Source organism: Hymenobacter sp. M1-2 (assembly GCF_057808495.1).
Genome location: NZ_JBTYZO010000005.1, coordinates 21016 through 44240, shown reverse-complemented (window position 1 = coordinate 44240; position 23225 = coordinate 21016). Strand labels below are relative to the sequence as shown.

21 protein-coding genes are annotated in these 23225 nt (G+C 57.0%); 13 read left to right on the top strand and 8 right to left on the bottom strand.

What is annotated here, in order from left to right:
• Positions 1-657: 657 nt before the first annotated feature.
• Both ACYSMN_RS06410 and ACYSMN_RS06405 read left to right on the top strand, forming a co-directional pair.
• Positions 658-1947 carry a Glu/Leu/Phe/Val family dehydrogenase gene (locus ACYSMN_RS06410; RefSeq protein WP_488923028.1) on the top strand — a complete coding sequence of 430 codons (1290 nt, stop codon included), beginning with the start codon at positions 658-660 and terminating at the stop codon, positions 1945-1947.
• A 235-nt stretch (positions 1948-2182) separates the two neighbouring features.
• Positions 2183-2863, top strand: a complete 681-nt coding sequence (locus tag ACYSMN_RS06405) for a phosphatidylserine decarboxylase family protein (RefSeq protein ID WP_488923027.1) — start codon at positions 2183-2185, stop codon at positions 2861-2863.
• Positions 2864-2996: 133 nt separating this feature from the next.
• Here the strand turns inward: ACYSMN_RS06405 and ACYSMN_RS06400 are convergent, their stop codons facing one another.
• The 3 genes from ACYSMN_RS06400 to ribD form a co-directional block, all read right to left on the bottom strand.
• Complete coding sequence (locus tag ACYSMN_RS06400) at positions 2997-3398, bottom strand: GxxExxY protein (protein WP_488923026.1); 402 nt, start codon at positions 3396-3398, stop codon at positions 2997-2999.
• Positions 3399-3576: 178 nt separating this feature from the next.
• Entirely contained in the window at positions 3577-4059 is a 483-nt protein-coding gene (locus tag ACYSMN_RS06395) for a GAF domain-containing protein (RefSeq protein ID WP_488923025.1), read from the bottom strand.
• A 148-nt stretch (positions 4060-4207) separates the two neighbouring features.
• Positions 4208-5245 carry a bifunctional diaminohydroxyphosphoribosylaminopyrimidine deaminase/5-amino-6-(5-phosphoribosylamino)uracil reductase RibD gene (gene ribD / locus ACYSMN_RS06390; protein ID WP_488923024.1) on the bottom strand — a complete coding sequence of 346 codons (1038 nt, stop codon included), beginning with the start codon at positions 5243-5245 and terminating at the stop codon, positions 4208-4210.
• Positions 5246-5386: 141 nt separating this feature from the next.
• On the opposite strand from ribD, the gene prmC reads away from it, so the two are divergent.
• The 8 genes from prmC (at position 5387) to rfbA (ending at position 13151) form a co-directional block, all read left to right on the top strand.
• Complete coding sequence (prmC, locus tag ACYSMN_RS06385) at positions 5387-6247, top strand: peptide chain release factor N(5)-glutamine methyltransferase (protein WP_488923023.1); 861 nt, start codon at positions 5387-5389, stop codon at positions 6245-6247.
• Between the two features lie 235 nt (positions 6248-6482).
• Positions 6483-7076, top strand: coding sequence for an acyltransferase (locus ACYSMN_RS06380; protein WP_488923022.1), 594 nt, complete (start codon positions 6483-6485; stop codon positions 7074-7076).
• 67 nt (positions 7077-7143) lie between these two features.
• Entirely contained in the window at positions 7144-8439 is a 1296-nt protein-coding gene (locus ACYSMN_RS06375; protein ID WP_488923021.1) for a nucleotide sugar dehydrogenase, read from the top strand.
• 98 nt (positions 8440-8537) lie between these two features.
• The gene (gene galE, locus ACYSMN_RS06370; protein ID WP_488923020.1) at positions 8538-9563 is read left to right on the top strand and encodes a UDP-glucose 4-epimerase GalE; all 1026 of its coding nucleotides are present in this window, start codon (positions 8538-8540) and stop codon (positions 9561-9563) included.
• A gap of 86 nt (positions 9564-9649) precedes the next feature.
• Positions 9650-10702, top strand: a complete 1053-nt coding sequence (gene rfbB / locus ACYSMN_RS06365; protein WP_488923019.1) for a dTDP-glucose 4,6-dehydratase — start codon at positions 9650-9652, stop codon at positions 10700-10702.
• Positions 10703-10810: 108 nt separating this feature from the next.
• Positions 10811-11818 (top strand): SDR family oxidoreductase, encoded by a 1008-nt coding sequence (locus ACYSMN_RS06360; protein ID WP_488923018.1) that lies wholly within the window; start codon positions 10811-10813, stop codon positions 11816-11818.
• A 41-nt stretch (positions 11819-11859) separates the two neighbouring features.
• Positions 11860-12216 carry a DUF4259 domain-containing protein gene (locus ACYSMN_RS06355; RefSeq protein WP_488923017.1) on the top strand — a complete coding sequence of 119 codons (357 nt, stop codon included), beginning with the start codon at positions 11860-11862 and terminating at the stop codon, positions 12214-12216.
• Positions 12217-12278: 62 nt separating this feature from the next.
• On the top strand, positions 12279-13151 hold the full coding sequence (gene rfbA / locus ACYSMN_RS06350; protein ID WP_488923016.1) for a glucose-1-phosphate thymidylyltransferase RfbA: 873 nt from the start codon (positions 12279-12281) through the stop codon (positions 13149-13151).
• Positions 13152-13241: 90 nt separating this feature from the next.
• Here the strand turns inward: rfbA and chrA are convergent, their stop codons facing one another.
• Positions 13242-14504: a chromate efflux transporter gene (gene chrA, locus ACYSMN_RS06345; RefSeq protein ID WP_488923015.1), complete on the bottom strand. Its 1263-nt coding sequence runs from the start codon at positions 14502-14504 to the stop codon at positions 13242-13244.
• Positions 14505-14632: 128 nt separating this feature from the next.
• A complete protein-coding gene (locus tag ACYSMN_RS06340; RefSeq protein ID WP_488923014.1) occupies positions 14633-15610 on the bottom strand; it encodes an isopenicillin N synthase family dioxygenase in 978 nt (325 codons plus the stop codon).
• A gap of 133 nt (positions 15611-15743) precedes the next feature.
• On the opposite strand from ACYSMN_RS06340, the gene ACYSMN_RS06335 reads away from it, so the two are divergent.
• Entirely contained in the window at positions 15744-16568 is an 825-nt protein-coding gene (locus ACYSMN_RS06335; RefSeq protein ID WP_488923013.1) for a hypothetical protein, read from the top strand.
• 377 nt (positions 16569-16945) lie between these two features.
• Entirely contained in the window at positions 16946-18988 is a 2043-nt protein-coding gene (locus ACYSMN_RS06330; protein ID WP_488923012.1) for an OmpA family protein, read from the top strand.
• A gap of 200 nt (positions 18989-19188) precedes the next feature.
• Here the strand turns inward: ACYSMN_RS06330 and floA are convergent, their stop codons facing one another.
• Together floA and ACYSMN_RS06320 are read right to left on the bottom strand one after the other, a co-directional pair.
• Entirely contained in the window at positions 19189-20190 is a 1002-nt protein-coding gene (floA, locus tag ACYSMN_RS06325) for a flotillin-like protein FloA (protein WP_488923011.1), read from the bottom strand.
• Positions 20191-20445: 255 nt separating this feature from the next.
• Complete coding sequence (locus tag ACYSMN_RS06320) at positions 20446-20928, bottom strand: NfeD family protein (protein WP_488923010.1); 483 nt, start codon at positions 20926-20928, stop codon at positions 20446-20448.
• A gap of 271 nt (positions 20929-21199) precedes the next feature.
• Between ACYSMN_RS06320 and ACYSMN_RS06315 the strand changes: the two genes are divergently transcribed.
• Positions 21200-21448, top strand: coding sequence for a hypothetical protein (locus tag ACYSMN_RS06315; protein ID WP_488923009.1), 249 nt, complete (start codon positions 21200-21202; stop codon positions 21446-21448).
• Positions 21449-21560: 112 nt separating this feature from the next.
• Here the strand turns inward: ACYSMN_RS06315 and proS are convergent, their stop codons facing one another.
• Positions 21561-23036, bottom strand: coding sequence for a proline--tRNA ligase (gene proS, locus ACYSMN_RS06310; protein ID WP_488923008.1), 1476 nt, complete (start codon positions 23034-23036; stop codon positions 21561-21563).
• Positions 23037-23225 lie beyond the last annotated feature (189 nt).

The following is a 23225-nucleotide window of genomic DNA, read 5'->3' as shown; positions in this document are numbered from 1 at the left end:
ACTGGCGCAGCACTGGCGGCAGTCTTCAGCCGACGCAGTCGGCGCGGACTGCCAGCCACGAAGCCCGGCAAGTCTTCAGACTTGCGAAATCAGACAGCACAAGGGCTATTTACGCTCCTGCGTTCGGCTTGCGAAACCAGGTAGGCTCGTATCGTCAGTCTGAAGACTGACTTGGCTTTTGCGGCTGGCAGTCGCGCCGACTGCGTCGGCTGAAGACTGCCGCCAGGCTGCCTGGCGACAGGTTACACTAGTACACAGTACACAAAGGGCATCCTGCGTGCGGGAAGAGGCTTGCGGATGTCCGCAAAGGCTTCCCCGCGTGCAGGATGCCCTTTGTGCATGTCCGCAAATGCCTCCCCGCGTGCAGGATATGGTTTGCGGACATCCGCAAGCCTTCCCCCGCACGCAGGATGCCGTTTGCGGACATCCGCAGACCTCAAAATGGGAACGGGAGGCAGTTTGCGGAGGTGAAGAGCGGAAAGAAGCGGCTCGTGGCGGCCAGCGTCTGATGGCACGAATAGTACTGCGCATCGGCTGCCTGCTTATTTGCTAAACCCACTACCTTTGGGCCCCCAAGTTCCCTGCGCGCAGTTCTGGCTTCCCCCCGCTGGCGGCTGCGTTTCGTTTCAACTCCCACCCCCCAAACCTCTTACCCGTATGGCTGCTACCACGGTGTACAAAGAACCGGCTCCCCGCGTCGATGCCGAAAATCCCCTGGAATCTATGATGTCGCGCTTCAACGTGGCTACGGAAATCCTGGGCCTCGATGAAGAAACCTACGACGTGCTCAAAGCACCCGACAAGCAGGTTATCGTGCACATTCCCGTTACGATGGACAACGGCAAAGTGCACGTATTCGAAGGCTACCGCGTGGTGCACAACACCATCCTGGGCCCCTCGAAAGGAGGCATTCGCTACGACAAAAACGTGCACCTCGACGAGGTGAAGGCCCTCGCCGCCTGGATGACCTGGAAGTGCGCCGTGGTTGACTTGCCCTACGGAGGAGCCAAAGGTGGTATCATCTGCGACCCAACTTCCATGAGTGCCGGCGAAATAGAGCGTCTCACCCGGGGCTATACCATGGCCCTGAAAGACGTATTCGGCCCTGATAAAGACATTCCGGCCCCCGACATGGGTACCGGTCCGCGCGAAATGGCGTGGCTGATGGACGAATTCTCGAAGACGGTAGGCGCCACCTCCCCGGCCGTCGTGACGGGCAAGCCGCTGGTAATGGGCGGCTCGCTGGGCCGCACCGAAGCTACGGGCCGCGGTGTAATGGTGTCGGCGCTGGCCGCACTGAAGAAGCTTGGGCTGGAGCCTAGCGAAGTATCGGCGGCGGTGCAGGGTTTTGGCAACGTGGGTTCCTGGGCCGCTAAGCTGCTCTCTGAGCAAGGCGTGAAAATCAAAGCCGTGTCCGACGTGAGCGGCGCGTACTGGAACGAGGAAGGCATCAACATCGACGAGGCCATCAGCTACAAAAACGCCCACAAAGGCCGCCTCGACGGATTCCAAGGCGCCAAGCTCATGGACAACGCCAACGACCTGCTGCTGGCCGACGTGGACGTGCTGGTGCCCGCCGCCGTGGAGGACGTTATCACGGAGCACAACGCCCACGACATCAAGGCCAAGCTCATCGTAGAAGGCGCCAACGGCCCTACTTCCGCCTCTGCCGACCCCATCATCAACGAGAAAGGCATCATGGTGGTGCCCGACATTCTGGCCAACTCGGGCGGCGTTACGGTGTCGTACTTCGAGTGGGTGCAAAACCGCCAGGGCTTCAAGTGGACCGAGGAAATGGTGACCGAGCGCGCCGACCGGATCATGTCCGACGCCTTCGAGAAAGTGTACGCCACCAGTCAGAAATACAACGTGCCGATGCGCATCGCTGCCTACGTGGTAGCCATCGACAAAGTGGCCCAGACCTACCGTTTCCGCGGCGGCTTCTAGCAGCTGCGCTGCTCGATTTGCTTTGGCGGCGGCTTGCGGAAGCGAATGTTAATCTGGGCAATGTGCCCGAACTAGCTATATTTGTTGTCGATAGCCCGGGCCGGTGGCTCGGGCTATCTTTGTGTAGTCTGGACAGGCACGTTCTGCTTCTGGAATTACTTGCCTACTGTTCTCTGTTTCTGAAAAAGGTGTCTGAACCCGCGCACACAGCGTAGGCAGCGCAAATCAGTGCTCTATGAAGATCCACAAAGAAGGACGACGTATCCTGTTCTTTACGCTGCTGGCCCTGTTGGCCCTCAATCTGCTGCTGTTTCGCGTGAATGCGCGCAACGTGTTATTCAACCAGATTTTCGCGGGCGCATCGGTCGTTGCGTTTTTGCTGTTGCTGCAATTTTTCCGCAGCCCGGCCCGCCGCCTGTTCACTAATGAAGACCTCTTGGTGGCGCCGGCCGACGGCAAAGTGGTGGTAATCGAGGACGTACACGAGCCGGAGTATTTCGACGATGTACGCAAGCAGATCAGCATTTTCATGTCGCCGATCAACGTGCACATCACTCGCAATCCTATTTCGGGTATCGTGCGCTACTTCAAGTACCATCCTGGCAACTACCTCGTGGCCTGGCACCCCAAAAGCAGCACCAAAAACGAGCGGACTACCGTGGTAGTAGAGTCCGAGGCCGGCCCGTTTGTGCTCTTCCGGCAGATTGCGGGGGCCATGGCCCGCCGCATCGTGTGGTACGTGAACGAAGGCGACGAAGTGAGCCAGGGTGAGGAGTTTGGCTTCATCAAGTTCGGCTCCCGCGTCGACATTTTCGTGCCCGTGGATACAGACGTGAAAGTGCAGATTGGCGAGAAGGTGAAAGGCGGCCAAACCGTCATTGCCCAGCTCAAGACGGAAACGCCTAGTCTTTTCTGAATCGCGGATTTTGCGGAGGATAGGATTACGCGGATTTTGGTGATGAGAGGGCGGCCGAAGGCTGCCTTCTTTATTTTGCCTCCTCCTCTTGAACGAAGTATGTGGGGGAGAAGAATAGCGGGTCCTTTTGTTTTTACTCCGTTTTCTTGCGGCTTTGCTGGCTTTTGACGAATCGTTTTATGCGCAGGCTAGGTTCGCCAAAATTTAGTAGCAAGCCTACTTCAAGCTGATAAGCGTTGAGATAGTTGATGATTTGGGCATGATGACTGCCATTAATTTCTGTTAAAGCTTTTAGCTCAACCAGTACATTATCTTCCACTAGAAAGTCTACCCGCCGTAGGCCAACTTCGTGGCCGTCGTAAAACAACGGCATCTCTATTTCACGGACGAAAAGCAGCCCGCTTTTTTCCATCTCTATAGCTAGGCAACGCTGGTAAATGACTTCCTGAAAACCGCTACCCATGCTTCGATGAACCTGCAAAGCGGCCCCAATAATCTTTTCGGTGATGGGCGTAAATCGACTATCCAGTGGCATAGTATGAGTAGTTTTAAGAATATTATTCAACTAAAATATCATCAATAGGCAATAACCATGCGCTGTCAGGAGAAAAAAATCAAACGGAATATCTAATAGATGAAAAGCAAAAGGCGACCAAAGGCCGCCTTCTCATCACCAAAATCCGCGTAATCCTACCCTCCGCAAAATCCGCGATTCAGAACCAAGTTGCTGCTAACTGCATCAGTTGCTCCAGGGCCTGCTGATCGTCGTGGTCGAAGTCGTTGAGTTGGTCGCTGTCTACGTCGAGTACGGCTACTACTTGGCCTTCTTTCAGCACCGGCACCACTATTTCCGACTTCGATTCAGAGCTGCACGCAATGTGACCGGGAAACTGCTCTACATCGGGCACGAGCAGCGTTTCGGCCCGCTCCCAGCTGCTGCCGCACACGCCCTTGCCGCGCCGGATACGGGTGCAGGCAATAGGCCCCTGGAACGGTCCAAGTACGAGTTCGTCACCTTTCACTAAATAGAAGCCCACCCAAAAAAAGCCGAAGGCTTGACGAAGCGCGGCGGTAGTGTTAGCGAGGTTGGCCGTCAAGTCTGGCTCGCCGGTGGTTAGGGCCTCAATCTGGGGCAAGAGTTGGCGGTATTGCTCTGCTTTCGTGAGCGTAGTGTCAAGGGTGAGTTCTTCGGCCATTTTAGTAAGGTGATGAGGTAACAGGTAACACGTGACAAGTAACAGGTGAGGAGGTGAAAAGGCCAGGATAAGCGAAGATGCCTGCTAGAAACAAGCATACTACCTGCCATTTGGCACGTGTTACCTCCTCACCTGTCACTTGTTACCTCTAATTTATATACACGAATAACTCGTCGTCGCCGAGGCGGGAATGTTCGCGTAGGCCGCTGAGGCCGGGCCGGGGTGCTGCTACGCCGCCGCCTATTCGGTGAGGGCTGCGTAGCACTCGGATTTCGTCCCAGAGGCCATCTTTCAGCAGCGAGTTGAGCACCGTGGGGCCGCCTTCCACCAGCACCGACTGCACGTTACGCAGGTAGAGGTTATTGAAAATCTGCGGAAATAAGTCTTCGGCCTCTGAGAGCATCACGTAGCCTACGTTGTCGCGGGTGGCCCGCTCGCGGTACGTGTACACCACCGTGGGCTGCTTGCCATCGAAGAGGTGATGGGTGGGCGGCAAACTCAGGTTTTTGTCAATGACAATGCGGGTTGGGTTGGGGCCGGGCCACTCGCGTACCGTCAGGTGCGGGTTGTCGTGCAGGGCGGTCCGGGTGCCTACCAGAATGGTCTGCTCCTCGGCGCGCCATTGGTGTACAGCCACGCGGGCCAGCTCCCCGCTGATTGACACCGTCTGAAAGTAAGGACCAGCCAGGTAGCCATCCGCCGTTTCGGCCCACTTGAGCACCACGTAAGGGCGCTTTTTCTCCTGAAACGTGAAGAAGCGCCGGTTCAGCCAACGTCCTTCGGCCTCCAGCACCCCAGTCTCGACTTGCACGCCCGCCGCCCGTAGCTTTTCTAGGCCCCGGCCCGCCACCAGCGGGTTAGGGTCGAGGTTACAGACAACGACTTCGGGAATGCCTTTTTCGATGAGCAAATCGGCGCAGGGCGGCGTTTTACCGTGGTGGGCGCAAGGCTCCAAGGTCACGTAGGCGCGACTGTGGGGCAAAAGCGCCGGATCGGCTACGGCGGCTACGGCATTCACTTCGGCGTGCGGACCGCCGTACTGCCGGTGCCAGCCTTCACCAATAATGCGGCCTTCGTGGGTGATAACGCAGCCGACCAGCGGGTTGGGCCGGGTATAGCCAGTGCCGAGCCGAGCCAGGTCGAGGGCGCGGCGCATCATCAGTAAGTCAAAGTCGGGCGGGAGCATGAGCGAAAGTAATCCGAAAGTCCGTTCCGCGCACATCTTCCCCCAAGCAGATCAAGTATGTAACGACGCACCTAAGGTCTGGCTACGTAGGAATTCATCAGCAGCTCGTAGTAACACTGGTTTCCGCGCTACTTTCGCCCTATGCCTACGCTCCGCCAGCACACCACTAACCTTGCCACCGCTTTGGAAACCGTGTACCCGTCGCCGGAAGCAGCCAGCATAGCCGGGTTGGTACTGGAGCATCTGCTGGGCCTCACGCCGCTGCAACGCCGCATGCAAGCCGCCGAAGAAGTGCCCGCGCCGGTGGCAGCTCGACTCTGCGAAATTCAGGAGCGGCTGCTGCGCCACGAGCCGGTACAATACGTGCTAGGCGTGGCGCACTTTGCCGGAATGGAGCTGGAAGTAACGCCCGCCACGCTCATCCCGCGGCCCGAAACCGAAGAGCTAGTGCAACTCATTGTGCGGGAGCAACGGGCGCGGCCGGCGCTGTCGGTGCTGGATGTGGGCACGGGCAGCGGCTGCATTCCGCTGGCGCTCTGCCAGGAATTGCAGCCCACCCGCGTCATAGCCGTCGACGTTTCGGCAGAGGCGCTGAAAGTAGCGCGGCGCAATGCCATCCGCTACGGCTGCGAAATCGACTTCCAGAGACTCGACATTCTGACGCAGGCTCCATCTGGACTTCTAGCGCAGACTTTGGATGTACTGGTGAGCAATCCGCCCTACGTGTTGGAAAATGAGCGGCCTTTGATGCGCCCCAACGTGCTGAACTACGAGCCCGCCACCGCATTGTTCGTGCCCAACCAGGACCCGCTGCTGTTCTACCGCCGCATTGCCGCGCTAGGCACCACGCTGTTGCGGCCGGGTGGAGCGCTTTACTTTGAAGTCAACGAGCAATACGCGGCCGAAGTGGTAGCGCTGCTGACTGCCCTAGGCTACGCCGGAGCTGCGGCTCAGCAGGATATGTTTGGGAAATACCGCATGGTGCGGGCCACAGCGTCGTAGTTAAGGCACTGCTGACAGTAGCGCGAAGCTCCAGCTTCGCGCCTCGTTGAACGACAAGCGTTAGTGCGGCGCAGTTACGTTCGTTCAACCTCAGCAACGACGCGCGAAGCCAGAGCTTCGCGCTACACTCTGCGCCAGCCGGTGTAACAACCCGAATCTGGCTGGCGACCCTGGCTGAAGCATATGCTACATAGGCCAAAAGCCCTACCTTTGCCGCCTGAACTGCCTGCCCTTCATGATTGACGCTCCTGCCTACTTCGCGCACCCAACCGCCGTCCTCGACGAAGGGTGCCGCATCGGCGCCGGCTGCCGGATCTGGCACTTCAGCCACCTCAGCCCCAGCTGCGAGCTAGGCGAAGGCTGTAGTCTGGGCCAGAACGTATTTGTGGCCGATGGCGTCCGGCTGGGCTGCAACGTGAAGGTGCAAAACAACGTGAGTCTCTACAGCGGTGTGGAATGCCACGACGACGTCTTCATCGGGCCGTCGGCGGTGTTTACCAACGTGCTCAATCCCCGCTCGGCCGTAATGCGCCGCCACGAATACCAGCCTACGGTGCTGGAGCGTGGCGTCAGTATCGGAGCCAACGCGACTATTGTGTGCGGCGTGCGGCTCGGCGAGTATGCCTTCGTGGGAGCCGGCTCCGTCGTCACGAAAGACGTGCTGCCGTACGCGCTGGTGTACGGTAATCCGGCCCGCCAACAGGGTTGGATGAGTGCCCACGGCCACCGGCTGGCTTTTGATGAAGCCGGCCGGGCCGCTTGTGTTGAGAGCGGCGTGCAGTATCAGTTAACTGACGGGCGTGTTTCCCGTATCAGCACCGAATCGTAAAGTTTCTAGTCTCTGGTAGTAACGTATCAGCCCAGACCTCAAGCCTAAAGTCCCCAAGCCCCCCATCGTGTACGAGCAACTACTTCGCAAAGAGGCCAAGCTGGCCGTTATCGGCCTCGGTTACGTGGGCTTGCCCATTGCCCTCGCGTTTGCCCGCAAAACTCAGGTCATCGGCTTCGACATCAATGCCCAGCGCGTGGAGTTGATGCGCAACCACGTAGACCCCAGCGGTGAGCTGGAAACTAAGGACTTCGAAGGCTGCGACATCACCTTTACCGACTCCCTAGAGGCGTTGCGCGAAGCCCGTTTCTACATCGTGGCCGTGCCTACGCCCATTGACGAGCACGCGCAGCCCGACCTCAAGCCGCTTCTCGGTGCTTCCACTACGGTGGGCAAAGTCATCAAGAAGGGCGACTACGTGGTGTTTGAAAGCACCGTCTACCCTGGCTGCACCGAAGACGACTGCATTCCGGTGATAGAAAAACTGTCAGGCCTGAAATTTCCCGAGGACTTCAAAGTAGGCTACTCGCCCGAGCGCATCAACCCCGGCGATAAGGAGCACACGCTTTCCAGCATCGTGAAGGTGGTAGCCGGCTGCGACGAGGAGTCGCTCGACGTTATCGCTAAAACTTATGAATTGGTGGTCGATGCGGGCGTGCACCGCGCCAGTTCCATTAAAGTAGCCGAGGCCGCCAAAATCATCGAAAACACGCAACGCGACGTGAACATCGCGCTGATGAACGAGTTGTCGATGATTTTCGACCGGATGAGCATCAACACCTACGAGGTGCTCGAAGCCGCCGGTACGAAGTGGAACTTCCTCAAATTCTCGCCCGGTCTCGTTGGCGGCCACTGCATCGGCGTCGATCCGTATTACCTCACCTACAAAGCCAAGGAGCTAGGCTATGATGCCAAGGTGATACTCTCGGGCCGCACCACCAACGACAACATGGGAGCTTACATCGCGCGCAAAACCGTGCAGATGATGATTAAAAAGGGCAAGGACGTGGCCCGGAGCCGGGTGCTGGTGATGGGCGCTACCTTCAAGGAAAACGTGGAAGATATCCGCAACTCCAAAGTGGCCGACGTAATTCAGGAACTGAGAAATTTCTCCGTGAACGTCGACATCGTGGACCCGCACGCCGATTCTGACGAGTTGCACCACGAATACGGCTTCCGCCTGACTCCCGCCAGCGAGCTGCGCAACGACTACGACGCCGTGATTGTCGCCGTCAGCCACCAGCCCTACACCCAGCACGACGAAGCCTACTTCCAGTCCATCACCTCCGACAACGCCGTACTGGTCGACATCAAAGGCCTGTTCCGCGGCAAAGTGCAGGAAATGCAGTACTGGAGCCTGTAAGTTGAATTGTTGCATTGCTTAATGGTTAAATGGTTGGTCGTTCAACGAGTGGTCAGAACGACCAACCATTTAATCATTAAGCCATTAAACCATTAACCATGGAACGCACGAAAATACTTGTAACCGGCGGCGCGGGCTATATTGGTTCGCACGCGGTAGTTGAGCTGTACGAGGCCGGTTTTCAGCCGGTTATTGTTGATAATTTCAGCAATTCGCAGGAGTCGGTGCTGGATGGTATCGAGGCCATTCTGGGCGCGAAAGTGCCGGCGCACCGCATCGACTGCAACGATGTAGAAGCCTTGCGCGCGGTGTTTGCTGAGGAAGGCAACCTGCGCGGGGTTATTCACTTCGCCGCTTTTAAAGCCGTGGGCGAGTCGGTGCAGAAGCCGCTGGAATACTACCAGAACAACGTGGGCTCCCTAATTGCCTTGCTGACGGTGATGCGCGAGTTTGGGGTGGAGGCGCTGGTGTTTTCCTCATCGTGCACCGTGTATGGCATTCCTGACCAGCTGCCCGTTACGGAGCAGACGCCGACCAAGAAAGCTACCTCACCGTACGGCGCCACCAAGCAGATGTGCGAAGACATCCTCAACGATGTGGCCGTCGCGCCGGGCAATAAGCTGCGCACCATTCTGCTGCGCTATTTCAACCCGATTGGGGCCCACGCTTCGGCCCGTATTGGAGAGTTGCCGCTGGGAGTGCCCAACAATCTGGTGCCGTTTATTACTCAGACGGCCGCTGGTATTCGGGAGCAAATCACGGTGTACGGCAACGACTACGACACGCCCGACGGCTCCTGCGTCCGCGACTATGTACATGTTGTAGACCTGGCAAAAGCCCACGTGGTAGCCGTACAGCGGCTGCTCGATGGTAACGGCGCGGCCGTGGAAACCTTCAACGTCGGTACAGGTCGGGGCAACACGGTGCTGGAAGTGATTCACACTTTCGAGGAAGCCACCGGCCAAAAGCTCAATTACCAAATTGGGCCCCGCCGCGCCGGCGACGTGCCCGCCATCTACGCCGACGTCACCAAGTCGACGAACGAGCTAGGTTTCAAAACCACCGCTACCTTAGCTGAAGCATTGGCCAGCTCCTGGAAGTGGCAACAGTCGTTGAATGGCTAAATGGCTGAAGTGTTAAATGGTTGATTGTTCAATGAGTAACAGAACGATCAGCCATTTAACCATTAAGCAATGCAACACTTGAACAAATGAAAATTATCATCACCGGCGGGGCCGGCTTCATCGGGTCGCACGTGGTGCGCCTGTTCGTCACGAAGTACCCAGAGTATCAGATTCTGAACCTGGACGCGCTGACCTACGCCGGCAACCTCGAAAACCTGCGCGACATTGAAGATGCGCCAAACTACCGCTTGGTAAAAGGCGACATCACCGACCAGGCTTTCGTGGACCAGCTCTTTGCCCACGAAGAGCCCGACGCCGTGATTCACCTGGCCGCCGAGTCGCACGTGGACCGTTCGATTACGGACCCGTTGGCTTTCGTGAAGACCAACGTGCTAGGTACGGTGCACCTGCTGAATGCCGCCAAGAACCTGTGGAAGCCGCTGGGCTACGAAGGCAAAACCTTCTACCACGTGAGCACCGACGAGGTGTACGGCTCCCTGGAAATGGGCCCGGAGATGTTCACGGAAGAAACGGCCTACGATCCTCGCTCCCCGTATTCGGCCTCAAAAGCAGCTTCCGACCATTTTGTGCGGGCTTGGTACCACACCTACCACATGCCGGTGAAGCTGAGCAACTGCTCCAATAACTACGGCCCCAACCACTTCCCCGAAAAGCTGATTCCGCTGGCCATTCACCGCATCCGCACCGGCCAGCCCGTGCCCGTGTACGGCAAAGGCGAAAACGTGCGCGACTGGCTATTCGTGAAAGACCACGCCACCGCCATTGACGCCGTTTTCCACCAAGGCAAAGTGGGCGAGACCTACAACATTGGGGGCGTGAACGAGTGGAAGAACCTCGATCTTATTCACCTGCTTTGCGACACGCTGGACCAAAAAACCGGCCAGCCGCAGGGCACCTCGCGCAAGCTCATCACCTTCGTCGCGGACCGCGCCGGCCACGACCTACGTTACGCTATCGACTCCAGCAAAATCATGAACGAGCTGGGCTGGAAACCGTCTGTAACGTTCGAGGAAGGCCTTTCGCAAACCGTAGACTGGTACCTCGAAAACACGGAGTGGCTGGAGCACGTGACCAGCGGCGCCTACCAGAGCTACTACCAGCAGCAGTACGGTAATTGATGTGTTGATTGGGTGATGTGCTCATGTGCTGATGTCGTCCTCAATCAGCGAACCAGCACATCACCCAACCAGCACATGAGCACATCAATCAATCAGCACATCAACTAAGTGTACAACACTCCATTTCACGACCAGCCGCTCGATAATCTGGCTTTTCTGGTGACCGGCGGGGCCGGCTTCATTGGTTCCAATCTGGTGGAATATCTGCTCAAGTACGGTGCCAAAGAAGTACGCGTGCTCGATAACTTTTCCAATGGCTTCCGCAAGAACGTGGCGCTGTTTGAAAGCAACCCAGCTCTGCGCGTCATCGAAGGCGACATCCGGGACCGGCAGGCCTGCGTGGATGCTTGCCAGGGAATTGATGTGGTGCTGCACCAGGCCGCGTTAGGTTCTGTGCCACGTTCCATCAACGACCCCATCACGAGCAACGACGTGAACGTGGGCGGTTTCGTGAATATGTTGGTAGGCGCGAAGGAAGCCGGTGTGAAGCGCTTCGTGTACGCCGCTTCCAGCTCTACTTACGGCGACCATCCGGCCCTGCCCAAAGTGGAAGACCAAATTGGCAAACCCCTCTCGCCCTACGCCGTCACGAAGTACGCCAATGAGCTGTACGCTGATGTGTTTGGCAGGACTTATGGCATGGAAATCATTGGGCTGCGCTACTTCAATATCTTCGGCCCGCGCCAAGACCCAAATGGTGCCTACGCCGCCGTGATTCCGCTTTTTATTGATGCCGTGCTGGAAGGCAAGCCCCCGCGTATGAATGGTGACGGTGGCCAGACCCGTGACTTCACTTTCGTAGAGAACTGCGTGCAGGCCAACATCAAAGCCGCCTTGGTGCAGAACCCCGCCGCCGTAAACCAGGTCTACAACATTGCCGTGGCCGACCGTACGTCGCTCAACGATCTGTTCAACATCCTCAAGGAAGAAGCCGGCTCCAACATCACCCCCGAGTACGGCCCCGACCGTCCCGGCGACATCCGCGACTCCCTGGCTGACATCAGTAAAGCTCAAACACTGCTCGGCTACAACCCGCAGATCCGTATCCGGGAAGGCTTGCAACAGACGCTGAGTTGGTTTCGGGCCAATGAGGAGTTTATTGCCGAACGTAATTAATCGTTGCGCAAAAGCATCAACAGCCACTCAGACGGAGCTTAATGGGAACTTGGGGCAGCGGCAATTTTGATAGTGATGACGCGCTTGACTACTTAGGCCACATTGCCAACCCTTTGGTAGAAAAGCTACTGGAAGTAGTAGAAAATCCGGAGCTAGCGGAGGCCGATGAAGAAAGCAACCGATGTATGGCAGCAGTAGAAATTCTAACTATACTGAGCCAGCACTATTGTGATAAGCGACTCAACCCTCAACTAGTCATGGATTGCCGACACACGGTGCTGACTCAATGGGACGAAACTATTGATGAGCTGGACCCCGACCCAGAATACAAAGTTGCGCGACGCCAGGTTATGGAGCAATCATTCGACAAGTTGCTGGCAGTTGTGAAACGCTGGTAGGATTGCTAGACACTCTACACCAGTTTCTTCTAATCTCCACTTTCCATCCCTCATCCTCAACCATGAAAGGCATTATTCTCGCCGGCGGCTCCGGCACTCGCTTGCACCCGCTCACGCTGGCCGTCAGCAAGCAGCTCATGCCGGTGTACGATAAGCCGATGATTTATTACCCGTTGTCGATTCTGATGATGGCGGGCATCAAGGACATCCTCATCATCACGACGCCCCACGACCAGGCGCAGTTTCAGAAGCTGCTCGGCGATGGCAAGAGCTTAGGTTGCAACTTTCAATACACCATTCAGGAAGTGCCCAACGGACTGGCGCAGGCTTTCGTACTCGGAGCCGACTTCATCGGGCAGGATAAAGTAGCCTTGGTACTCGGCGACAACATCTTTCACGGCGAAGGCATGCAAGAGCTGCTCAAAGCCAATAACAATCCTGACGGCGGTGTGGTCTATGCCTACCACGTACAGGACCCGGAACGCTACGGTGTAGTTGAGTTCGACGGCGACAACAAGGCCCTCAGCATTGAGGAAAAGCCTGCTCAGCCCAAGAGCAACTACGCCGTGCCGGGCCTCTATTTCTACGACAACGAAGTGGTGGAAATTGCCCGCAACCTAAAGCCGAGCTCCCGCGGCGAATACGAAATAACCGATGTGAACCAAGAGTACCTGCGCCGCGGTAAGCTGAAAGTAGGCATCCTGGGCCGCGGCACCGCTTGGCTCGATACGGGTACTTTCGAGAGCCTGATGCAAGCTGGTGAATTTGTGCGGGTGCTGGAGCAGCGCCAAGGACTGAAAGTGGGTTCCATCGAAGAAGTTGCCTACCGTCAAGGCTTCATCGACGCTGACCAGCTGCGCCGAATTGCGGAGCCACTGCGCAAAAGTGGCTATGGAGACTACCTCATGCGTCTGCCTGAGCAGTTGCTGTTTTGAGTATATAGTGCCTGGTACATAGTGCTTGGTGCTTAGACCACACTTAGACACTTAGATGTAGTCTAAGCACCAAGCACTATGCACTCAGCTCTAAAACAGAGCCCCAGCCAGCAAACCAGCCATCACAATTAGATAGGAGGGTATCTTCTCCGAGAGCAACACCAAGAAGGTAGCGCCGATAAGCGTCAGGTTGATGGGCGTATCGGGGAGAGGATGGTAGAGCAGGAACACGGCCGCGCACACCAACCCCGCCGATACGGCATTCACACCTTCCAACGAAGCTTTTACCACGCGGTACTGCTTGAGTTGGTCCCAGAACCGAATCAGGAAAAAGATAAGCAGCGTACCAGGCATGAAAATACCCGCCGCCGCTACTAAGGCTCCCACCACTTGCCCGCCGAGCCCGTATTCGCGCATAGCCAGCGCCCCAATGTAGGAGGCAAAGGCGAAATTGGGCCCCGGCAAAGCCTGCGTAAGCCCATAGCCCGACAGGAATTCGGAGGCCGACAAATACTTCTTGAACTCTACAAACTCGGCGAAAAGCAGCGGCGCCAGTACCTGCCCGCCACCAAACACCAAGCTGCCGTTGCGGTAGAAATTCTCGAACAGCAAGATGGGCAGCTTGCGCGTGTAGTGGCCTAGCACGGCAGCCCCCACAAACACCCCGCCCCAAAGCATAAAGTTGGCCCACTCGATACGGAGCGGCTGTTTGTCGGCAATGGAGGCGTGCTTGCGGTAGCGAAACGTGGTGATAAGGCCACCGCTTAGCAGCAGCAACGGCAGCACCGAGGGCAACTGAAACCGGTAGGCTAGCATGGCCGCGCCCACCATCAGCGCCACCGACGTTTTGGTGTGAATCACCTTCTCGGCAATCTTGTAGGCCGAGTACGCCACGAACCCCACTGCAATGGGCTGAATAAACTGCACCAGATGCATGACCTGCTCCCGGTTGAGGTAGCTCATAGCTAGGCCGGCGGAAGTCATGAGGAGTACGGCCGGCAACGCCCAGATCAGCAGCGTAAGGTAAGCCAGGTTGGGCCCGCCTAGCCGGAAACCGATGGCCGTAATAGTTTGCGTGGAGGTGGGGCCGGGCAGCAATTGGCAGAGCGCCATGATTTCTAGCAACTCCGCCGAGGTAAGGTAGCGGCGTTTGTCTACAAGCAGGCGCAGCATCATGGCCGTGTGCGCCTGCGGGCCACCAAAAGCCGTGACGCTCAACGCCGCCACGTCTTTCAGAAAGATGATGCCCCGCACCCGCCGCGTCCGAACCCCTTTCCGGCGCGGAGGAGGCGCAAGCTGTACGGGCGGTGGGGTTTCGAGCACCGGCTTACTGGTTTCTGGTTTAGGCCACATGGGTAAGTACGCAAAAAACGGCTAGTTCCCCCAGGAAACCAGCCGTTTTTTACAATAAAATCGGGAGTAGTGTTTTTGACTAGCTACTTGAATCTCAACTAGAAGCCGGCAGCCAATGCCTTGAAAACCTACTTCTTCTTTAGTCCCAGCTCAATGAGCCGCTCATTGAGAAACTCGCCTGCCGTAATATCGGCCTGCTGCTTGGGGTTGTCGGTTGTAACGCAGCTTTCCAGCGCGGCCAGACTCATTTCGGAGCGCGGGTGCATAAAGAACGGTACCGAAAAGCGCGACGAGTTCATCTTTTCGCGCGGCGGGTTCACTACGCGGTGAATGGTGCTTTTGAGCACGCCGTTGGTGAGGCGTTGCAGCATATCGCCCACGTTCACTACAATTTGGTCGGGGAGGGCCGTAATCGGAATCCAGTGGCCGTCGCGGCGGAGCACTTGCAGGCCGTCGGCGGAGGCACCCATGAGCAGCGTAATCAAGTTAATGTCGCCGTGCTCGGCGGCGCGCACGGCATCAGCCGGTACCGCGTCGGGGTTTTCGATGGGGAAATAATGGATGGGGCGCAGGATGCTGTTGCCGTTGCGCACCTTGTCGTCGAAGTAGTTTTCGGGCAGGTTCAGGTACAGTGCGATGGCGCGCAACACATCTTTGCCGGCCGCTTCGAGGGTTTTGTAGGTGGTAAAGGTGCTTTGTTGGAAACCGGGCACTTCGGCCGGCCAAATATTGTCGGGGTATTCGGCGCCGATGGGGTCATTGGCATCGTCTACTTCCTGGCCCACGTGGTAGAATTCTTTCAGGTCGCCGGTGTTGCGGCCCTTGGCGTGCTCCTTGCCTTTGCCGGTGTAGCCGCGCTGCCCGGCTAAGGCGGGGTTCTCGTAGCGCTGCTTTACATCGTCGGGCAAGGAGAAGAAAGCTTTCACATCGGCGTAGAGAGCGGCCGTCTGCTCATCGGTGAGGCCGTGGTTTTTGAGCGCCACGAAGCCGATGTTCTGATAGGCTTCGCCGAGCTGCTGTACGAACTGGGCCTTACGCGCCGGGTCGCCGGAACGGAAGTCGGCGAGGTCGAGGGAGGGAATTTCTTCCAGCAGTTTGTCTTCCATCTTGGAAACTTACTATACTTTTGGACAATGAATGCGTACTGCGCAAGGTACTCAAAAAACCAACGTTTTGCCGGAGCCAGTGCGTGTTGCGCCCCTACCTGTTCCGGCTTTCTCCCGTCTATTTCCCCTCTTCATGAAATCATTTACTCTCCTGCTCGGGTCGGCTGTAGTGTTGAGCCTGGCCGCCTGCGACGCCGCCAAGCAGCAGTCGGATGCCACTAGCTCCGCCACCGCCGAGGTAACGACCACCACCCCGGCAACTCAGGAAAAGAACGGCATTCGGGTTACGCCCTTCAGCGACTCCCCCAAATTCCCGGAGGCGCAGCTTACGCTTCGGACCCCTGCCGCTGGCTCCTCGGTGCCTAGTGGCGCCGTGGCTTTTGACTATAGCCTAACGAATTTTCAGCTTACCAAAATGACCGGCGGCGCGCACGCCGAACACCTGGCTAATTCGCAGAAAGGGCAGCACATCCACAACATCGTGGACAATGAGCCTTACACGGCCCACTACGAAACCAAGTTCACCAAGAACATCGTCGATGGCCAGCACGTGGTGCTCTCCTTCTTGTCGCGCTCCTACCACGAGAGCCTCAAGCACCGCGGTGCCTACGACCTGCGCGTCGTGACGGTGGGCCAGGCGGCTCCCGGCACGCCCACCTTCGACCCGAAAGCGCCGCATCTGTTCTACAGCCGACCCAAAGACACTTACACCGGCAAAGATGCCGCCCGTGTGATGCTGGACTTCTACCTCGTCAACGCGACGCTGGAACCAGGCGGCACGCAAGTCCGGGCTACCATCAACGGCTCCGAATTCATGCTCGACCAGTGGGCTCCCTACATGATGGAAGGTTTGCCGATGGGCGAAAACACCGTGAAGCTCGAACTCGTGGATGCCAGCGGTAATTTGATTCCTGGTCCCTTCAACTCCGTGACGCGCACTTTCTCGTTGCAGCCCTAACAGCTCAAGAAGTCGGCGTCAAGTCTAAAGCCAACTGCCCGTTTTCCGTTTACCGGAAAGCGGGCAGTTGGCTTTAGAGAAGCCTGCCGCTGAAGACGGAAACGGGGAACTCTCGACGGTCAGAATTCTCTTCATATAGGACGAAAGCGGTACGGAGGGCGCAAAGAAGGGGCTTCGTCTGGACAGGAGCCGCAATGGACAGGATATTTCCTGTATTCGTCAAAAATTAAACAGCTCAGTTTACGGGTATGCGTACCTTTGAAATTCTTGCGGCAGGCTACCGAAACTTCGGGGCCTTAGCTAACGTCTCAAGCTGGTCGGGAACGTGTTTTGGGCTTGGGCGGGAGTCGCAAGCTGTTAGTTTTTCCAGTCAGCTTATGCGTATTCAAAAACTATTAGTGTCGGCAGGTTTGGTTCTTGGCCTTGCGGCAAGCGCACAGGCACAGCACGCCGTATGGGCCGCCAAAGTAACTGCCGTTTCGTCGCAGAAGGCAGAAGGTAAAGCCGATTTTTCGCCCGATAAAGTGCTGGGCGAGCCCAACGCGCGGCCGTTAGGCCAAGTCAGCAACGAGGCGTGGATTCCGCGCAAGGAAAGCAGCGATGAGTATATCGAAGTGCGCTTCGTGAAGTCGCTGATAGCCCGGCAGGTAACGGTGGTGGAGAATTTTAACCCGGGTTCCGTGTCCAGCATCGAGTTGATTGATACGCGCGGGCAGAAGCACCAAGTGTACGAAAACGAAAATCCTGGCCCTATTCCAGAGCAGTTTCGCACGCTACAGGTTACGTTTTCGCCGGGTACCTACCGCACCATTGGCGTGCTCGTGACCATGAACACCAAAGCCGTAGACGGCGTGAACCAGATTGACGCCATTGGCATTGCCGACGTGGCCGAGGAGATGGTGAAGAAGGAGTTCAAGACCCAGAAAAATGGCCCGAAGTACGACTCGACCATGGTGAACCTGGGGCCGACGGTCAACTCCCGGTACGTCGATACGCACCCAGTTATTTCGCCCGATGGCCGCACGCTATTTTTTGCCCGGCAGGAAAGTCCACAAAACTCCGGCGGCTCCGAAGACGTGCAGGATGTGTGGTACAGCACGCTGGCCAATGCTAAAACCAAGGCTTGGAATCCAGCCAAAAACATCGGCAGCCCCGTTAATACGCCCGGTCCGAACGGCTTGGCTTCGGTATCGTCGGACGGTAATACGGCGGTGCTCATCAACGTCTACAACGAGGACGGCTCGTTGGACCCGAAGGGACTGAGCATGACCAAGCGTACTAAATCGGGGTGGAGCCGGCCGCAGCAGATCAAGATTGATGATTTCTACAACGACGACCCCGAAAACGTCGATTATTTCTTGGGTACTTCGGGCAAGGTGCTACTGATGGCGGTGCAGCGCAAAGACGGGCAGGGCGAGCAAGACTTATTCGTGAGCTTCATCAACAGGGATGGCAAGTCGTGGACCAAGCCGCGCAATCTGGGTCCCATCATCAACACCAAAAAGCCGGAGTTTGCGCCCTTCCTCGCCGCCGACGGCAAAACGCTGTACTTCGCTTCGGAAGGCCACGGCGGCTATGGTAAGAGCGACGTTTTCTGCGCGAAGCGCCTCGACAACACTTGGACCAACTGGACCAAGCCGCGCAACCTGGGCCCAAACGTCAACTCCACTGACTTCGATGCTTACTACGTGGTGTCGGCGGCCGGGGAAGATGCATACTTGGTATCGGCACGTAACGGGACGGACGGCTCGAAAGACATTTTCCGCATTGGCCTCACGCCGCAATTCAAACCCGAAGTAGTAACGCTGGTGCGCGGGCGGGTGTTAGATGCTTCAACTAAGAAGCCAGTGCCAGCCACCATCAGGTACGAAAACCTACTGACAGGTGAGGAAATTGGCGTGGCCGAAACCAACCCCGTGGATGGCACTTACACCATCGTGCTGCCTTCAGGCATTCAGTACGGCTACCGCGCCGAAGCACCGAACTATCTGGCTGAAGCCGACAACCTCGACGTGACGGACCGCCAGAAGTATTCCGAAGTAACGCAGGACTTGTTCCTGGTGCCCTTCGCCGTGGGCCAGACCATCAAGCTCAACAACATCTTCTTCGCGCAGAGCAAGTATTTCCTGCGCGAGAATTCCTTTCCCGAATTGCAACGCCTAGTGCGCACAATGAAAGACTACCCCACGGTAGAAATCAAGCTGGAAGGCCACACCGACAACCAAGGCGACCCGGCTCTTAACCTCAAACTCAGCCAGGACCGCGTAAATGAGGTGAAGAAATATCTCGTGCAGAAAGGCGTTAACAGTGCCCGCATCACTACCGAAGGCTTCGGCGACACCAAACCCGTAGCCAGCAACGACCAGGAAGACACCCGCAAACTCAACCGCCGCGTAGAATTCCGCATCACGAAGAAATAGCCGCCTGTCATTGCGAGGAGGCACGACATTCCGCGCATCAAGCGGCGTCAATCCTTCCTCTCAAAGCTGAAAACTTACGGAAGCGCAAAGCCCTCTGGCGTTAGGTTAGCAACCTATTTCCAGAGGGCTTATCTGTTAGGGTCGCTTGTCTCGCAGAGAGGAAAGATTGCTTCGTCGTGCCTCCTCGCAATGACAAGAGGTTACGACAGTCGGGTTTCGTCGCGGCCGGGTTTGCTGCTGCTGCTTTGGTTGCCGGGGTTGGCTATGGCGTCGCGCATGTCGGTGTCGGACTGAATGTTGCGCATTTTGTAGTAGTCCATGATGCCTAGGTTGCCGGAGCGGAAGGCTTCGGCCATAGCCTTTGGGATTTCGGCTTCAGCGTCTACCACGCGGGCTTTGGCTTCCTGCGTTTTGGCGCGGTTTTCCTGCTCCACGGCCACAGCCATAGCACGGCGCTCTTCGGCTTTGGCTTCGGCTACTTTCAAGTCGGCGGTGGCTTGGTCTATTTGCAGCTTGGCGCCAATGTTTTCTCCGATGTCGATGTCGGCAATATCAATGCTGAGGATTTCGAAGGCCGTGCCCGCGTCAAGGCCTTTGTGCAACACCAGCTTCGAGATTTGATCGGGATTTTCGAGCACTTCTTTGTGCGACTTCGACGAGCCAATGCTGGTCACGATACCCTCGCCAACGCGAGCGAGAATGGTTTCTTCACCGGCGCCGCCCACAAGCTGCGCAATGTTAGCACGCACTGTTACGCGGGCTTTGGCAATGAGCTGAATACCATCTTGCGCCACGGCCGCCACATTGGGCGTATTAATAACCTTCGGGTTAACGGAGGTAGTAACGGCTTCGAATACGTCGCGCCCGGCGAGGTCGATGGCGGTGGCTTGCTTGAAAGAAAGCGGAATGTTGGCTTTATCAGCCGAAATCAGAGCTTTAATGACGCTTGGGACATTACCACCGGCCAGGTAGTGCGTTTCCAAGTCGTTAGCCGACATCTCTAGTCCCGCTTTGGTGGCTGTAATAAGCGAGTTGACGATAAGAGAAGGCGGCACCTTGCGCACCCGCATAAACGCCAGTTGGAACAGGCTCACCCGCACTCCCGAAAACAACGCCGTAATCCAGAGGCTGATGGGGAAGAAGTACAGAAACACCAGCAGCGCAATGGCCCCGATGGCAAGAGGGAAGAGGGGGAAGTTCATGCCGGAAGATAGTGATTTATTGATGTGCTGAGTGGTTGATGTGCTTATATGCTGATTCGGGGCTGTATGCGTGGAGGCAACTGTTCCAGCAGCCTATCCAAGCAGTGAAAACGCTTGAAAATTAAGTAGGAAGTCAAAGGCGTTATGCTTCGATACGCCTAGCATAACCGCCCAGTATGCGCTGGCCGACTTTCTGAATAGCGTCAGTTACTAGGTGCCGTGACAATCAGACCACTCAATCAGCACATGAGCACATCAACTCGTCAGCACATTATCGCTCCTTTCCACCACTATCCGATTCTGCTCGATCTTCAGCACCCGTACCTCGGCCCCCGCTGGTACAAATTCGCCACGGGTCGTGACTTCGCGCCGGTCGTCTTCAAACAGCACGGTGCCAGCTGGGCGCAAGGCAGAAAGCGTACGGCCAGTGGTGCCGGGCTGCACGTCCGGGCGCCGGACATCACGCACGCGGCTGTCATTCACATCAGTAAGGGCCACACGGGCGAGGTTTTTGGGCCGGAGTCCAATGTAAACTAGCAGCGCCGTAACGGCCAGCGACGAGACCAGCAGCACGTGGCCGGTGTTGGAGCCTAGGTCGCGGTAGGCAAACCAGACACCGGCCGCCAGCAGCCCAAATCCTACCAAGCCTACCACCGTGGTACCAGGAATAAAGATGACTTCGGCCGCCAAGAACACCAAGCCAAAAAGCAAAAGCAGCGCAACGGTAAGCCAGTCCATATAAGTGAGAGGTTAGGTTGGGAAAAGATACGCAGAAAGCCAGCTTCGCAGACATCACCAGCTCTGAGTTGCCGCGCCCTTGCTACATTTTCTACAGAAGGCAGCTCCTAGCTTTTGGTTTGCTGAAACCACAATAAGGCCATATACAACCTGCTATGCGTGAAGCAATGAGCGCAGCATGATGCGGCAGTGGGCCCGGGAGGGCAAGGATAATTTGCACGCAACCCCTGTTTTTGGCTGCCTATTAGATAGGGGCCTCGTATGCAGCACTATGATGCAACAACGCGAAGTAACCGACAACAAAAACACCATCTGGACGTGCGTGCAAGCCTATACTGGCGGCCTAGCTAGCAATGCCACCGAGCAAGCCGCTAAGCGCGCCGAAACCGACGAAGGAACGGTAACGGTGGTCTGCACGCCTAGCGGTGGCGCGCAAACCGTACGCCTAGAACTGGAAAGCAACTGGCTGGAAAACCTTTCGGACGAGGAACTAGCCAACGCTATTCAAGCCGAGCAGTGAGTTTAACCCGCAAAAAGCGTAAATGCGGTCTGCTTTAATAGGCGATAATACAACGAGGCCCCGACTACACTAGTCGGGGCCTCTCGCTCTCACTTATGCGCCGTTCTGCCGTCTAATAGGCTCTGGCAAAGTATACGCGGCGCTTGGAGGGTTTGCCGGTCAGTATGTCCACGCCGTCCTCGTCGGCTTCGTTGAGGGCCATGCAGCGGATGGTGGCTTTGGTTTCCTCTTTGATTCGTTCTTCAGTTTCGGAAGTGCCATCCCAGTGCGCCACCACGAAGCCGCCTTCGCCTTCCAGCGCCTGCTTGAACTCCTCGTAGGTATCAACGCGGGTGGTGTGGGTTTCGCGGAAGTGCAGCGCCCGGCGGTAGATGCTGCTCTGGATATCGTCGAGTAGCGCGGCCACGCTGTTCACGATGTCGTTCAGGGGCAGATTCATTTTCTCCTTGGTGTCGCGGCGAGCTACTTCCACGGTGCCGGCGTCGAGGTCGCGCATACCCACGGCCAAGCGGACGGGTACGCCTTTCAACTCCCATTCCGCAAACTTGAAACCTGGGCGCTCGGTGTCCCGGTCGTCTATCTTCACCGAGATGCCCCGTTCTGCCAAGCCTAGCTGCATCGGGCGGATTCGCTCCAGCAACTCATCTAGCTGGCCGGTTTTGTAGATGGGCACAATAACCACCTGAATAGGAGCCAGCTTGGGCGGCAGCACCAGGCCTTCGTCGTCGGAGTGGGCCATAACGAGGGCACCCATGAGGCGCGTGCTCACGCCCCAGCTCGTGCCCCATACGTACTCCAAACCGCCTTCTTTGTTGGCAAACTGCACGTCAAAAGCCTTGGCGAAGTTCTGGCCGAGAAAGTGCGAAGTGCCAGCTTGCAGCGCCTTGCCATCCTGCATCAGCCCTTCGATGCAATACGTGTCTTCGGCCCCAGCGAAACGCTCGTTCTCCGTCTTCACGCCCTTCACGACGGGCAGCGCCATCCATTCTTCCGCGAACTGCGCGTATACGTCCAGCATCTGGCGGGTTTCGGCCACGGCTTCATCGGCGGTGGCGTGGGCCGTGTGGCCTTCCTGCCACAGAAACTCGGCGGTGCGCAGAAACAAGCGGGTACGCATTTCCCAGCGCACCACGTTAGCCCACTGGTTGATGAGCAGCGGCAAGTCGCGGTAACTCTGCACCCAGTTTTTATACGTGCTCCAGATGATGGCTTCCGAGGTCGGGCGCACCACTAACTCTTCTTCCAACTTGGCGTTGGGGTCGACGCGCAGCTTGCCGGGCTGATCGGGGTCGGCCTGGAGGCGGTAGTGCGTTACGACGGCGCACTCTTTGGCGAAGCCTTCGGCGTTTTTTTCCTCGGCCTCAAACAAGCTTTTGGGCACGAACAGCGGGAAATAAGCATTCTGGTGGCCCGTGCGCTTAAACATATCATCGAGAGTGCGCTGCATCTTTTCCCAGATGGCGTAGCCATAGGGCTTGATAACCATGCAGCCGCGCACGGCCGAGTTTTCGGCCAGGCCAGCGCGTTTCACCAACTCATTGTACCACAGGGAATAGTCATCTTCCCGCTTGGGCAAACTTTTGCTCATGTTTCAAGTATCTTTGGTAAGATTGAAAAGTTCCGGGTTTGGCCTAAAATTTGTCTAGAGAAATCCGGCACCGTTTCGGCGTCAAATTACGTTATTAAACCGGAGCCTGCCGCCACAGTCTGTCTATTCGCGTAGGCAAGGCTTTCGCAGCTCATACGCTCTTCACTTTGCCAGCCTTTCTTTTGCCTT